Origin of the sequence: Nonomuraea sp. NPDC003560, assembly GCF_042878785.1 — a bacterium.
GTDB lineage: Bacteria > Actinomycetota > Actinomycetes > Streptosporangiales > Streptosporangiaceae > Nonomuraea.
On the sequence record NZ_JBIAOF010000011.1, the window covers coordinates 219,471 to 232,445 of the forward strand.

At 71.8% G+C, this 12,975-nt stretch carries 11 protein-coding genes; 4 read left to right on the plus strand and 7 right to left on the minus strand.

Translation table 11 applies throughout. The features are described from left to right. Nucleotides 1–10: 10 nt before the first annotated feature. The 4 genes from ACFYUV_RS36580 to ACFYUV_RS36595 form a co-directional block, all read right to left on the minus strand. Nucleotides 11–1,408 carry a class II fumarate hydratase gene (locus ACFYUV_RS36580; RefSeq protein WP_387677085.1) on the minus strand — a complete coding sequence of 466 codons (1,398 nt, stop codon included), beginning with the start codon at nt 1,406–1,408 and terminating at the stop codon, nt 11–13. 88 nt (nt 1,409–1,496) lie between these two features. After that, on the minus strand, nt 1,497–3,203 hold the full coding sequence (locus tag ACFYUV_RS36585; protein WP_387677088.1) for a protein kinase: 1,707 nt from the start codon (nt 3,201–3,203) through the stop codon (nt 1,497–1,499). A 35-nt stretch (nt 3,204–3,238) separates the two neighbouring features. Further along, nucleotides 3,239–4,348: a serine/threonine-protein kinase gene (locus ACFYUV_RS36590; RefSeq protein WP_387677091.1), complete on the minus strand. Its 1,110-nt coding sequence runs from the start codon at nt 4,346–4,348 to the stop codon at nt 3,239–3,241. A gap of 70 nt (nt 4,349–4,418) precedes the next feature. Continuing rightward, the gene (locus ACFYUV_RS36595) at nt 4,419–5,027 is read right to left on the minus strand and encodes a superoxide dismutase (protein ID WP_352330694.1); all 609 of its coding nucleotides are present in this window, start codon (nt 5,025–5,027) and stop codon (nt 4,419–4,421) included. Between the two features lie 340 nt (nt 5,028–5,367). On the opposite strand from ACFYUV_RS36595, the gene ACFYUV_RS36600 reads away from it, so the two are divergent. Further along, on the plus strand, nt 5,368–6,039 hold the full coding sequence (locus tag ACFYUV_RS36600; RefSeq protein ID WP_387677094.1) for a CHAP domain-containing protein: 672 nt from the start codon (nt 5,368–5,370) through the stop codon (nt 6,037–6,039). A gap of 463 nt (nt 6,040–6,502) precedes the next feature. Continuing rightward, nucleotides 6,503–6,691, plus strand: coding sequence for a DUF5999 family protein (locus tag ACFYUV_RS36605; RefSeq protein ID WP_358294619.1), 189 nt, complete (start codon nt 6,503–6,505; stop codon nt 6,689–6,691). Between the two features lie 79 nt (nt 6,692–6,770). Here the strand turns inward: ACFYUV_RS36605 and ACFYUV_RS36610 are convergent, their stop codons facing one another. Beyond that, nucleotides 6,771–8,420, minus strand: coding sequence for a fumarate hydratase (locus tag ACFYUV_RS36610; protein ID WP_387677097.1), 1,650 nt, complete (start codon nt 8,418–8,420; stop codon nt 6,771–6,773). Between the two features lie 31 nt (nt 8,421–8,451). Beyond that, nucleotides 8,452–9,318: a DMT family transporter gene (locus tag ACFYUV_RS36615; protein ID WP_387677100.1), complete on the minus strand. Its 867-nt coding sequence runs from the start codon at nt 9,316–9,318 to the stop codon at nt 8,452–8,454. 68 nt (nt 9,319–9,386) lie between these two features. On the opposite strand from ACFYUV_RS36615, the gene ACFYUV_RS36620 reads away from it, so the two are divergent. Together ACFYUV_RS36620 and ACFYUV_RS36625 are read left to right on the plus strand one after the other, a co-directional pair. Further along, on the plus strand, nt 9,387–10,763 hold the full coding sequence (locus ACFYUV_RS36620) for a PLP-dependent aminotransferase family protein (protein WP_387677102.1): 1,377 nt from the start codon (nt 9,387–9,389) through the stop codon (nt 10,761–10,763). Nucleotides 10,764–10,788: 25 nt separating this feature from the next. Continuing rightward, a complete protein-coding gene (locus tag ACFYUV_RS36625; RefSeq protein ID WP_387677105.1) occupies nt 10,789–11,727 on the plus strand; it encodes a Gfo/Idh/MocA family oxidoreductase in 939 nt (312 codons plus the stop codon). Between the two features lie 13 nt (nt 11,728–11,740). Here ACFYUV_RS36625 and ACFYUV_RS36630 read toward each other — a convergent pair whose 3' ends face one another. Continuing rightward, nucleotides 11,741–12,904 (minus strand): MFS transporter, encoded by a 1,164-nt coding sequence (locus ACFYUV_RS36630; protein ID WP_358294453.1) that lies wholly within the window; start codon nt 12,902–12,904, stop codon nt 11,741–11,743. Nucleotides 12,905–12,975: the final 71 nt, after the last annotated feature.

Here is a 12,975-nt window from a genome sequence, read left to right on the forward strand (position 1 = left end):
CCTATGTGGATCACCCCTCCGTCGGCGGCCGGGTCATGGACAGCACGTCGAGGGCGGCGTCGAGCTGCTCCTCGGTCAGCGTGCCGTCGGCGACGTGGCCGCGCTCGACGACGACCTCCCTGATGGTCCTGCGCTCGGCCAGCGCCTGCTTGGCTATCTTGGCCGCCTCCTCGTAGCCGACGTGCCTGTTGAGCGGGGTGACGATCGAGGGGGAGGACTCGGCGTACTCGCGCAGGCGCTCGACGTTGGCCGTGATGCCGGCCACGCAGCGGTCGGCCAGCAGCCTGGACACGTTCGCCAGCAGCCTGATCGACTCCAGGATGTTGCGGGCGATGACCGGGAGCTGCACGTTCAGCTCGAAGCTGCCCGAGGCCCCGGCGAAGGTGATCGCCGCGTCGTTGCCGATGACCTGCGCCGCGACCATGGCCGTGGCCTCGGGAATCACCGGGTTGACCTTGCCCGGCATGATGGACGAGCCCGGCTGGAGGTCCGGCAGGTTGATCTCGCCGAGCCCGGCGCGCGGGCCCGAGCCCATCCAGCGCAGGTCGTTCGCGATCTTGTTGAGTGACACGGCCACCACCTTGAGCTGCCCGGACAGTTCCACGATGGAGTCCTGGGCGCTCTGGGCCTCGAAATGGTCGGCGGCCTCGCGGAAGGGGATGCCGGTCGCCTCGGCCAGCTTCGCGATCGCCCGCCGCGCGAAGCCGGGCGGCGTGTTGATGCCCGTGCCGACCGCCGTCCCGCCCAGGGGCAGCTCCAGTACGTGGTTCAGCGCCGTGCGCACGCGGGTGCCGCCGTGGTCGATCTGGGCGGCGTACCCGCCGAACTCCTGCCCGAGGGTCACCGGCGTGGCGTCCATCAGGTGGGTCCGGCCCGACTTGACCACCTGCGCGAACTCGGCCTCCTTGGCGTGCAGCGTCTCGGCCAGGTGGGCGAGCGAGGGCAGCAGGTGGAAGGTCACCTCGATGGCGGCCGCCACGTGGATCGAGGTCGGGAAGACGTCGTTGGACGACTGCGAGGCGTTCACGTGGTCGTTGGGGTGCACCGGCCGTCCCAGCCGCTCCTCGGCCAGCGTCGCGATCACCTCGTTGGCGTTCATGTTGGACGAGGTGCCCGAGCCGGTCTGGAAGACGTCGATGGGGAAATGGGCGTCGTGCTCGTTGTCGGCGACGTCCGCGGCGGCCTGCGCGACGGCCTCGGCCAGATCTTTGTCGATCACGCCCAGCTCGCCGTTGACCTCGGCGGCGACCGCCTTGATCAGGCCGAGCGCGGCGATGTGGGACGGTTCGAGCGGCCGTCCCGAGACCGGGAAGTTCTCCACCGCCCGCTGGGTCTGGGCCCGCCACCGCGCTCCCGCCGGCACCCGGACCTCGCCCATCGAGTCATGTTCGATTCTGAACTCGCTCATGACTCCAGTCTGTCCCACGGCCGGGCGATCAGTCCGGGGCCGGCCCGCCCCGGGCGGGGACGGGCCGTCGTACCGAAGACGGGCTCGCTCAGCTGGAGATGAGCGCCACGATGAGGACGGCGATCACGACCGCGGCGGCCGCCGCCACGGCCATCAGCACGAGCATGCCGTTGCGGTTGCCCGCCTGCGGCTTCTCGGGCGGCCCGGCGATGGCGAACAGGTCGGTCCCGAGGCCCTGGCCCTGGTGCGGGCCGGCGGCGGGCGGCACCGGCTGCCCGGGCCGGCCCGGCACCGGGCCCCCCTGCTGCGGGCCCCCCGGACCCTGCTGTCCAGGACCCTGCTGTGCTGGAGCCTGCTGTCCCGGGCCCTGCTGCCGCGCGGCGTGCGGCGGTTGCTGCGCCGGGGGGTAGACCTGCTGGCCGGGGGAGCCGCTCCGCGGCGTGGCGATGTGCCTGGTCGTGACGGTCCCCTCGTCGTCGGGGCGCTGCGGCGGACGGTCGCCGCCCTGCTCGGGCCCCGGCGGGAACGGCCCCTTGGGACGCATGACGCTGACGGTCCGGTCGGGGTCGAAGCCCCCCTCGTCGCCGGCGTCACCCGTCTGCGGCGGCTGCGCCGGGCGCGCGGCCTGCGGCGGCCGGCCGGGTGCGGTGCTCTGGGGCATCGTCGGCGCGCCCAGCGGGCTCCGGGCGGGCTCCTGCGGCCCTGAAGGGCCCTGCGGCGCCGCCGCACGCCCTCCGGCCGCGCCGGACGGCACAGGTCCCGCCCCCTGAGCCCCTGAAGGCCGCCCCCCGGCGGGACGCGTCGGCTGCGGGCCCGAGACGGGCGGCGCGCCCGCCCCGTACGCCTCCTGAGCCCCTGAAGGGCGCCCCTGAGGGCCGGCGGGACGCCGTGGGCCGGAGTCGGTGAAGGGGTCGGGCAACGCGGCCTCCTGGGCCATCAGGGTTTCCGCCGTGAGCGCCGGCATCTCGCTCGTGGGCGTGTCGGCGACCATCCGCATGAGGGTCTCCGCCTTGGCGGCGCTGAGCCGCTGCCGGTAGTCCTTGTTGAGCAGCCCGTTCAGCACCGGCCGCAGCCGACCGGCCTGCGTGGGCGGGTCGGCGCTCTCGCTGAGCAGCGCCGCCAGCGTCTCGGCGATCGTGGCCCGCTCGTACGCCGGCCGCCCCTCGACCGCGAAGTACAGCGTCGCCCCCAGCGACCAGATGTCGGACTCGGGCCCGGTGTACTCGCCCCTGGCGCGTTCCGGGGCCGTGTAACCGGGCGAGCCGATCACCATGCCCGTCTTGGTGAGCCGCGAGTCGCCCTCGGCCTTGGCGATGCCGAAGTCCGTCAGGACCACCCGGCCGCTCTCGGTGATGAGCACGTTGCCCGGCTTGACGTCGCGGTGCGTGATGCCCTGGGAGTGCGCGGCGCGCAGCGCGCCGAGCAGGTCGACGCCGATCTCGGCCACGAGCCGCGGCGGCAGCGGGCCCTCCTCCTCGATCACCTGCTCCAGGGAGCGCGCCTCGATGAGCTCCATGATGATCCAGGGGCTGTCGTCCTGGATGAGCACGTCGTGGATGGCGGCGACGGACGGGTGGTTGATCCGCGAGGCGATGCGGCCCTCGCGGACCATGCGCTCGCGTAGCTCGGCCCGCTGGTCCTCGGTGAGCCCCTGGTCCTGGCGGATCTCTTTGACCGCCACCTCGCGCCCGAGCGCGCGGTCGCGGGCGCGCCACACGGTCCCCATCGTGCCCCGGCCGAGCGGGGCGATGAGCTCGTAGCGCTCCGCGAGCAGGCGTGTCTGCTGTTCCGGCATGAGAAGAAGATATCGATTCTCGCTTGGGAAGTGCTTTACCCTCGCTTGCGAAGTTCTCTTGGCCAGAACCGCCGAGGAAGGAACAACTTTATCACCGCAGCCTTGAAACGGACATAAGTGGACGGACTTGGACGTGGTTCGACCCGCTTGCGGTGGACGCCCTCACCCGGCCTGCGCTCCTGGCGCGGCGGCGGGACCGACAGCGCGGCGGCGGTGGCCTCCGCCCTGTGCAGCCCGCGGTGCGCGGGCCTGCGCGCGAAAGGGGGTGAGGTGACCACGGGAACCGGGCGTACGGGCCGGCGCGGGGCCAGCGGCTCCTCCGCCGAGCCGCCCGCGGCCACCCGGGCCAGCATGAGCGAGGCCCGCACGGAGTCGAGCCGGGTCTGTGGATCGATCCTGAGCAGCGCGTCGAGCACGGGCGCCAGCGGGCCCGCCTTGCTCATGGGGATCGGCTCGCCGCTGGTCAGCGCGGCCAGCGCGGCGGCGGCCGTACGGCGGCCGTGCAGCCCCCGGCCCTCGACGGCGGTGTAGAGGGTCGCGCCGAGCGACCACAGGTCGCCCGCGGGGCTGGCCTTGGAGCCGAGAACCCGTTCGGGGGCGATGTAACCCGCCGAGCCGAGCACGATGCCGGCCTGGGTGATGGAGACGTCGCCTTCGAGCGCGGCCAGCCCGAAGTCGGTGAGCACGGCGCGGTCCTCGGTCACCAGGACGTTGCTGGGCTTCACGTCGCGGTGGAGGATGCCCTTGGCGTGGACGGCCCGCAGCGCGCCGAGGATCTGCCGGCCGATCTCGGCGGCCCGGCGCGGATGGAGCGGTCCGTGCTCCTGGATGAGCTGCTCCAGGGACTTGGCCCGGAGCAGCTCCATCACGATCCAGGGACGGTCGTCCTCGGTCACGACGTCGAAGACGGTGATGACCGACGGATGGGCCACCATCGCGGTCGCCCTGCCCTCGCGCTCGGTGCGGGCGCACAACTCCGCGCGCAGCTCCTCGTCGAGGACGGTGGGCAGCCGTACTTCCTTCACCGCCACGTCGCGGTCGAGCAACTCGTCATGCGCCCGCCAAACGGTGCCCATGCCGCCGCGACCAACCGGCTCCACAAGCCGATAGCGCGCGGCGAGAAGGTAACCGGAGGGCGCACGCATGCCAGGCAGCTTACCTATTTGCGTAAACCGACCAGTAGAGGCGGGGCCGATAAATTGTTGCGAACTTAAGTCAACCCGCCTGACTCGTTACGTCAGCGAACCTCCGGGCCACATCTGCCCAGTTGACGAGGCCCCACAGTTTCTCGACGTAGTCCGGACGCACGTTGCGGTACTGCAGATAGTAAGCGTGCTCCCACGCGTCGAACACGAGAAGCGGCGTGGTGTTCATTCCGACGTTGCCGTGGTGGTCGTAGATCTGCTCGACCACCAGCCGGCGGCTCAGCGGCTCCCAGGCCAGCACGCCCCAGCCGGAGCCCTGGACCGACGCCGTGGCCGTGGTGAGCTGCTTCTGGAACGCCTCGAACGTGCCGAAATGCTCGTCGATGGCGGCCCTGAGCGCGCCGTCGGGACGGTCGCCGCCGTCGGGGGAGAGGTTCTCCCAGAAGATCGAGTGCAGGACGTGGCCGGACAGGTTGAAGGCGAAGGTCTTCTCCAGGCCCACCAGGCCGGCGAAGTCGCCGCCGTCGCGGGCCTCGGCCAGGCGGTCGAGCGTGTCGTTGGCGCCCTTGACGTAGGCCGCGTGGTGCTTGGCGTGGTGCAGCTCCAGGATCTCGCCGGTGATGGCGGGCTCCAGCGCGCCGTAGTCGTACGGCATGTCGGGAAGGGTGTAGTCCCCCATGGGTCCGTCCTCTCGAAGTAGATCTCTGGAGGACACTATTGCAAGTTGTTCGCAAGTGCATCAGACTTGCGACCTAGGTCTCGCCTTGGCATCGTGGCGAGAGTCAGTTGGGTCCAGTTTGTGCGCGGACGGCATGAGCCGTCCGCGCACAGGCGTCCTGTGGGGATTTCTTGGGGTGGGAATTACCCAGGTCAGGGCGCTGTTGTACCTGTTTGTACGCGACGGCAGGGCAGCCGTGTCGAGGCGCCCCCGCAGATCTGTCGTCATCACCCATCGCAGGATTCACACCTGTGACCCGCCGTGCCTCATGCGCGGACGGTGAGCAAAGGAGCACCCCCCGATGGCCAAGCACGCCATGATGACCACGTCCCATATCGCCAAGCTCGCTCTCGGCGCGACCATCGCCGTGACCGCGCTGGGCACCACTGCCGCCGTCAGCGCCGCCACCGCGCACCGGACCGACGCCCAGACCGCCGCGCAGCGGTCGGCCGCGCAGGGTTCGGCCCAGGGCCGGGTGAACGTCACCGCCGCCCAGGTGCTGGCCACGGCCCGCGCCCAGGTCGGCACCTCCGAGGACGCCAACGGCGGCGGCACCAAGTTCCAGAAGTGGTACGCCGACTCGCAGCGCGCCGGCGAGACCGTCGCCCGCGACGGCGGCAGCCGCCAGGACTACCTGAACGCCGCCTGGTGCTCGATGTTCGTCTCCTGGGTCGGCGAGCAGACCGGCGCCCGCCCGCAGGTCGGCTGGGACGCCTACACCGTGACCCACGCCAAGTGGTTCGCCGCCAACGACCGCTGGGGCACCGAGGCCAGGCCGGGCGCCGTCGTCTTCTTCTCCTGGAGCGGCAGCAAGAGCCTGAGCGACATCCAGCACGTCGGCTTCGTCGTCAAGGACAACGGCGACGGCACGATCTCCACGATCGAGGGCAACACCGGCAACGGCAAGGTCGAGGAGCGCGTCCGGCCGATCTCGCAGGTCGTCGGCTACGGTTACCCGTCCTACGCCGCCTGACACATCGACACAGCGCGCATTCCTGCCCGGGATGCGCGCTTTGTTGTATTACCGCACGTCAGAGCGACTGTGACGCTCGGCACACCCCTCTCCCCGATAAATGTGCATGATGCCTAGTAGGGCACTTTCCCGCGTACGGCAGGCTGATTGACAGGAACCACGGCACGCCGTCAGCAAGATGTAAGGGTGCCGAAAGGGGACGGGGGCATGGTTAGGACATGAGACCAGGCGAGAACCCGCGAGCAGCTGAAACTGTCGGTGCCGGCCCTGAGACTGGGTAGGACGCCGACGTTCCACCACTGACGACAGAAGTTGAAGGACGTGATGGAGATGCGCCAGACACAGGTTCGCCGCCGGCCGAGGAAGCCGGTCGGCGCCACCCTGGACCTTCGCACGCCGTCGGGGCGACAGTTGCCCTTTTGAACATCAGGAAGCAGGAGCGCCATCTGAGAGGTGCGCGATGATGTGCAGTCACTTTCCCGTATGCCCCAGTGCGGACTCGCCCGACCGTGAGCGTTCGCACGTGATCTCGGCCCACCCCGACCAGGGCTGGAGCCTCCTCTGCAACGGCGTGGTGCTGTTCGAGGACACGGGTCTGCTCCTGCCTGACGGCAGCGTCGTCGCCCCCCACCGAGCCGCCGTCGCGGCCTGAGACGCCCGGAGCAACCCCCCCGTCGTCCGGTGCCGAGGGGCTTCGACCGCCGCCCGGCACCCTTCGACGCGCTCGGGCCCTACCTGCGCCCGATGCTCAGCACCGGCCCGGTGCGGTCGGTGAAGAAGTCCTCACCCTTGTCGTCGACGACGATGAAGGCCGGGAAGTCCTCGACCTCGATCTTCCACACCGCCTCCATGCCCAGCTCGGGGTATTCGAGCACCTCCACCTTCCTGATGCAGTCCTGGGCCAGCCGGGCCGCCGGGCCGCCGATGGAGCCCAGGTAGAAGCCGCCGAACTTCTGGCACGCCTCGGTGACCTGCCGGGACCTGTTGCCCTTGGCCAGCATGACCATCGAGCCGCCCGCCGCCTGGAAGCGCTCGACGTAGGAGTCCATGCGGCCGGCCGTGGTGGGGCCGAACGAGCCGGAGGCGTAACCCTCGGGGGTCTTGGCCGGGCCGGCGTAGTAGACCGCGTGGTCCTTGAGGTACTGCGGCATCTCGCCGCCGTCGTCGAGCAGCTCGGCGATCTTGGCGTGCGCGATGTCGCGGGCGACGACGAGCGGGCCGGTGAGGGAGAGCCGCGTCTTGACGGGGTACTTCGTCAGCTCGGCCAGGATCTCGGGCATCGGCCGGTTGAGGTCGATGCGGACGACGTCGTCGGACAGGTGCTCGTCGGTGGTCTCCGGCAGGAAGCGGGCCGGGTCGGTCTCCAGCTTCTCCAGGAACACGCCCTCGGCCGTGATCTTGGCCAGCGCCTGGCGGTCGGCCGAGCACGACACCGCGATGGCCACCGGGCAGGAGGCGCCGTGCCGGGGCAGGCGGATCACGCGCACGTCGTGGCAGAAGTACTTGCCGCCGAACTGGGCGCCGATGCCGAGCTTCTGCGTCAGCTCGAAGACCTTGGCCTCCAGCTCCAGGTCGCGGAAGCCGTGCCCGGAGGGCGAGCCCTCGGTGGGGATGGAGTCGAGGTAGCGGGCGCTGGCGTACTTGGCGGTCTTGAGCGCGAACTCGGCGGAGGTGCCGCCCACCACCACGGCCAGGTGGTACGGCGGGCAGGCCGCGGTGCCCAGCGAGCGGATCTTCTCCTCCAGGAAGGCCAGCATGCGCTTCTCGTTGAGCACCGCCTTGGTCTCCTGGTAGAGGAACGACTTGTTGGCCGAGCCGCCGCCCTTGGCCATGAACAGCAGCTTGTACTCGTCGGCGTGGCCGTGGGGGTCCTCGGCGTAGAGCTCGATCTGGGCGGGCAGGTTGCTGCCGGTGTTCTTCTCCTCCCACATGGTCAGCGGGGCCATCTGGGAGTAGCGCAGGTTGAGCTTGGTGTAGGCGTCGTACACGCCCTTGGAGATGTGCTCGGCGTCGCGGCCGTCGGTCAGCACGTGGCGGCCGCGCTTGCCCATGACGATGGCGGTGCCGGTGTCCTGGCACATCGGCAGCACGCCGCCGGCCGAGATCGAGGCGTTCTTCAGCAGGTCGAGGGCGACGAACCGGTCGTTCCCGCTGGACTCGGGGTCATCGACGATCTTGCGCAGCTGCGCCAGGTGCGACGTGCGCAGGAAGTGGGAGATGTCGTGGACCGCGGTCTCGGTGAGCAGCCGCAGGGCCTCGGGGTCGACCTCCAGGAACGTACGCCCGGCCGCTTCGACCTTCCGCACCCCCTCCGACGTGATCAGCCGGTACTCGGTCTCATCGGCGCCCAGGGGAAGCAGATCGGTGTAGTCGAAGTCCATGTCCATAGAGGGTACGCCCCCCGTCAGGTGGTCATCCCGGGGCCGGCACGGGCTCCGGCGAGCGCCGCGCGGTGAGCCCCACCAGGATGCCGACGATCACCAGACCGGCCCCCGCCAGGTCGTAGACGCTCGGCGTCGCGATGCCGAGCGCGAGCCCCGTCACGATCGCGCCGACCGGGATGAGCCCGGCGAACAGCCCGGCCGTCCCGGGGCCGAGCCTGGGCAGCGAGGTGTACCAGAGGAAGAAGGCCACGACCGTGACCACGACCGCCAGGTACACGAAGCCCAGCGTCTCGGCCGCGGTCGGCGTCCTGAACATGGCCGAGCCCTCCTGGACCAGGCCGACCACGGCCAGCATGGGCACGGCCAGCGCCGTCGAGTACGCCGACACCCGGATCGCCCCCAGCTTCGGCAGCAGGGGGATGGCCAGCATGGAGAAGCTCACCTCGCCCGCCAGCGCCCCGAGCGCCCACAGCAGGCCGGTCGGGTTCCCGCTGCCCAGTCCGGTCGCCAGCGTCGCGCCGGCCACCACCACCGACGCCCCCACCAGCAGCCGCGGCGCCGGACGCCCGCCGGCCAGCGCCAGCGCCAGCGGCACGGTGCCGAGGACGGTGCCCACCAGCGCCGGCCCCGAGGCCCGGGTGGACTCGACGACGCAGATGTTGAAGACCACCAGCCCGAGCAGGGTGAGCCCGCCCAGGTACAGGGTCTCCCGCCCGGTCAGCCGGACGAACCGCAGGCCGAGCGCCCTGGTGACGACCAGCAGGATGACCGCCGCGGCGAGGTAGCGCACGGCCTGGCCGCCGTACACGGGATAGGAGCCGATCAGGCCGGACACTCCGGCCAGGGTGCCCACCAGGAACATGGCGGTGGCGGCTCCGGCGATTCCGTTTCTCATGTGCAGGATCGTAGGGAGACAATGGTTCGGGCAAACAGTCCAATAGGCCGCTATATGACAGGACCAATATGGCCGACCTGCACATCCAGATCAATCGGGATGCGGGAGGGATCGCTGGGCAGATCGCGGCCGAGCTGCGCGAGGGCGTGCGCCTCGGGCGGCTCGTGCCCGGCACCCGCCTGCCCGCCACCCGCGACCTCGCCGCCGACCTCCAGGTCTCCAGGGGCGTGGTGGTGGAGGCGTACGAGCAGCTGGTGGCCGAGGGGTTCCTGGTCTCGCGGGTGGGGGCCGGGACCGAGGTGGCCCCGCTGGGCGCCGTCCGGTCCGCCCGTCCGTGGCCGGTGGCCGACGGCGGCGCCTGCGGGCCGTACCAGGGGCACCGGGCCACGTCCCCCGACCTGGGGCACTTTCCCCGGGAGCGGTGGTCGGCGGCCGTCCGGCACGTGCTGGCCACCGTGCCGTCCGACGCGCTCGACTACGGCGACCCCGGCGGCGTCCCGGAGCTGCGCGAGGAGCTGGCCGGTTACCTGCGGCGGGTCAGGGCGGCCGACGTCCATCCCGACAATCTGGTCGTCGTGGGCGGTGTGGCGCAGGGGCTGAGCCTGGCGCTGCACGTCCTGGCCCGGCGCGGCGGCCTGCGCCTGATCGTCGAGGACCCCACCAGCCGCCGCCAGGTCCCGCTGCTGGAACGGGCCGGGGCCCGCCTGGTGCCGGTGCCCGTGGGCTGCGAGGGCCTGGTCACCGGCGCCATGGAGGGCGAGGCGGCGCTGGTCACGCCCGCACACCAGTACCCGACGGGCGTCGTGCTCTCCCCGGCCAGGCGGGCCGCGCTCATGGAATGGGCCTGCGCGGGCGACCGCACGATCCTGGAGGACGACTACGACGCCGAGTTCCGCTACGACCGCGACCCGGTCGGCTGCCTCCAGGGGCTGGCCCCCGACCGGGTGATCCTGACCGGCAGCGTCAGCAAGTCGCTCGCGCCCGGCCTGCGGCTCGGCTGGGTCGCCGCCCCCGCCCACCTGGCCGAGGCGATCCGCCGCGCCCGGAGCGAGCTCGACCTGGGCTCCCCGGTCATCGAGCAGTACGCGCTGGCCCACTTCCTGCGCACCGGCGGCTACGACAAACATTTGCGACGCATGCGCAGGGAGTACCGCCGCCGCCGGGACGCCCTGGTCAGGGCGCTGGCCGAGGAGCTGCCGGAGATCCGCGTCCGGGGCATCCAGGCCGGGCTGCACGTCTACCTCGACCTGCCGGACGGCTGGGACGAGCTGCGGGTCGTCCGCGCGGCCGAGGAGGTCGGCCTGGCCGCCGAGCCGGTCGCGCCGATGCGGTTCTCGCCCGGCCCGCCGGCGGTCGTGGTCGGGTTCGCCCGGCTGCCGGTGCATCAGGCGGCGGAGGCCGTACAAGGCTTAAAAGTCCGTATGTCCGGACATATCAAGGACTGAGGCGGAAAGCGGCATTGGAGGCGGCATGCGGGTGGGACTGCTGGGCCTGGGCCGGATCGGCGCGTTCCACGCGGTGAACCTGGCCGCGCATCCCCTGGTCGACGAGCTGATCGTGGCCGACCCGGTCAGGACCTCGCCGTACGGCAGGCCGGGGGACCCGTTCGAGGCCGACGCCGTGGTCATCGCCACGCCGACGAGCACGCACGCCGAGCTGCTGATCAGGGCGTGCGAGCGGGGCGTTCCCGTCCTGTGCGAGAAGCCGGTGGCGGGCACGGTCGCCGAGACGGTCAAGGTGCTGGAGGCGAGCGCGGGCCGACGGGTGTGCATCGGGTTCCAGCGCAGGTTCGACCCCGGCTACCGGGCCGCCCGCGCCGCGCTGCGGGCCGGCGAGCTGGGGGAGCTGCACCGCGTCCACCTGGTGACGGCCGATCCCGCGCCGCCGCCCGCCGGGTACGTCCCGCTGTCCGGCGGCCTCTTCCGCGACTGCCACGTCCACGACTTCGACGCCCTGCGCTGGGTGACCGGGCGCGAGGTCGTCTCCGTCCACGCCGTCGGCGCGAACCGGGGGGCGGCGTTCTTCAAGGAGGCCGGCGACGTGGACAACAGCGCCGCGCTGCTCACCCTCGACGACGGCACGCTGGCCACCCTCCAGGGCTCCCGCTACAACGGCGCCGGTTACGACGTGCGCATGGAGCTGGCCGGCACCAAGGGCACCCAGGTGGCCGGGCTCGGGCCGCGCGCCCCGCTGCGCAGCGCCGAGGGCCTGCAGCCGCCCGGCCCGCCCTGGCCCGACTTCGCCGCCAGGTTCGGCCCCGCCTACGCGGCCGAGATCGACGCCTTCCTGCGCGGCGGCGAGGGCCTGTGCTCGGTCGAGGACGCCCTGGCCGCCCTGTACGTCGCCGAGGCCGCCGACCTGTCGCTGCGCGAAGCGCGTCCCGTCCAGGTGGCCGAGGTGCGCGGCTGAGGAGGCTCGCGGATCACGCCTGCGCGGCGGCCCGCCGGGGCGCGAAGCCCGGCGCGAGCGCGATGATCACGCCGGCCAGCAGCAGCGGCGCGACGAACGCCACCCGCCAGTCCGTGGCGTCGGCGATGCCGCCGATCAGCGCGGCTCCCACGATGAAGCCCACGTAGTTGAAGAGGTTCACCCGGGCGATGGCCACCCCGGTGCCCGCCGGGTCCAGCTTGCCCGCAGCCGAGAACGACTGCGGCGCGACCACCGACAACCCCAGCCCGGTCAGCCCGAACGCGACGATCGCCAGCGGCTGGTTCGGGGCCACCACGACGCCGAGGAAGCCCAGCGTGGCCAGCGCGCCGCCGAGCCGGACGATGGCGGCCGGGCCATAACGGCGGACCGCGACGTCGCCGGCGAGCCGCACGGCCAGCGTCGCGCCCTGGTACACGCTGTAGGCCAGCTTCGCCACGCTGTCCTGGGCCAGCAGGGCCTTGCCCATGAAGACGGTCGCGAAGTTCGACACCGCCGCGTCGCCGATGTAGAGGAAGCCCATCGCCAGGCAGAGCGGGATGATCGGCCGCCAGGGGAACTTGCCGGTCGCGGCCTCGACGACGTTCTCGACCTTCTCCTCGGCGATCGTGCACAGCTTCGGCCCGGCGTAGATCGACCCGGCCACCGCCAGGACCATGGGGATCGCCATCGTGACCGCCAGCGAGACCCGGCCGGCCGCGAACACCGCCCACAGGGCGCCCGCCAGGCTGAGGACGCTCCACACGCTGTGGAAGCCGTTCAGCACGGCGGTGCCGTACCGGCGTTCGACGGCCACGCCCTGCATGTTCATGCCCGCGTCCACCGCGCCGACCGCCAGGCCGAACAGCAGCAGCGCGGGCACGGCCAGCGGCACCGAGGGCGCGAGGCCGGTGAGCACCACGGCGAGCGCCACCGCGGGCTGCGCGACCCGCAGGAGCAGCTTGCTGCCGTACCGGGCGGCGAACGTGCCCGCGCCGACGCTGCCCACGCCGGCGAAGACGGGCACGATCAGCAGCAGGAGCGTGAGCGCCCCGTCGGTGAGCTCCAGCTCGGTCTGGAGGCTGGCCACCTGGACGAGCAGGGTGGCGAAGGAGAGGCCCTGCACGCCGTACACGACGTACGTGGCGGTACGGGCCTGGCGATCACGCGGGGACGGCACGACGGCCTCCTGATCGGGGGGGAATCAAACGTGAGGCGGAGTCAGGTTAGCGGCTGCTCAGGGCCGTACGC

What these genes read in the sequence shown, in the direction of transcription:
- ACFYUV_RS36580 (WP_387677085.1), bottom strand. Translation starts at nt 1,408, where the DNA reads ATGAGCGAGTTCAGAATCGAACATGACTCGATGGGCGAGGTCCGGGTG.
- ACFYUV_RS36585 (WP_387677088.1), bottom strand. Translation starts at nt 3,203, where the DNA reads ATGCCGGAACAGCAGACACGCCTGCTCGCGGAGCGCTACGAGCTCATC.
- ACFYUV_RS36590 (WP_387677091.1), bottom strand. Translation starts at nt 4,348, where the DNA reads ATGCGTGCGCCCTCCGGTTACCTTCTCGCCGCGCGCTATCGGCTTGTG.
- ACFYUV_RS36595 (WP_352330694.1), bottom strand. Translation starts at nt 5,027, where the DNA reads ATGGGGGACTACACCCTTCCCGACATGCCGTACGACTACGGCGCGCTG.
- ACFYUV_RS36600 (WP_387677094.1), top strand. Translation starts at nt 5,368, where the DNA reads ATGGCCAAGCACGCCATGATGACCACGTCCCATATCGCCAAGCTCGCT.
- ACFYUV_RS36605 (WP_358294619.1), top strand. Translation starts at nt 6,503, where the DNA reads ATGTGCAGTCACTTTCCCGTATGCCCCAGTGCGGACTCGCCCGACCGT.
- ACFYUV_RS36610 (WP_387677097.1), bottom strand. Translation starts at nt 8,420, where the DNA reads ATGGACTTCGACTACACCGATCTGCTTCCCCTGGGCGCCGATGAGACC.
- ACFYUV_RS36615 (WP_387677100.1), bottom strand. Translation starts at nt 9,318, where the DNA reads ATGAGAAACGGAATCGCCGGAGCCGCCACCGCCATGTTCCTGGTGGGC.
- ACFYUV_RS36620 (WP_387677102.1), top strand. Translation starts at nt 9,387, where the DNA reads ATGGCCGACCTGCACATCCAGATCAATCGGGATGCGGGAGGGATCGCT.
- ACFYUV_RS36625 (WP_387677105.1), top strand. Translation starts at nt 10,789, where the DNA reads ATGCGGGTGGGACTGCTGGGCCTGGGCCGGATCGGCGCGTTCCACGCG.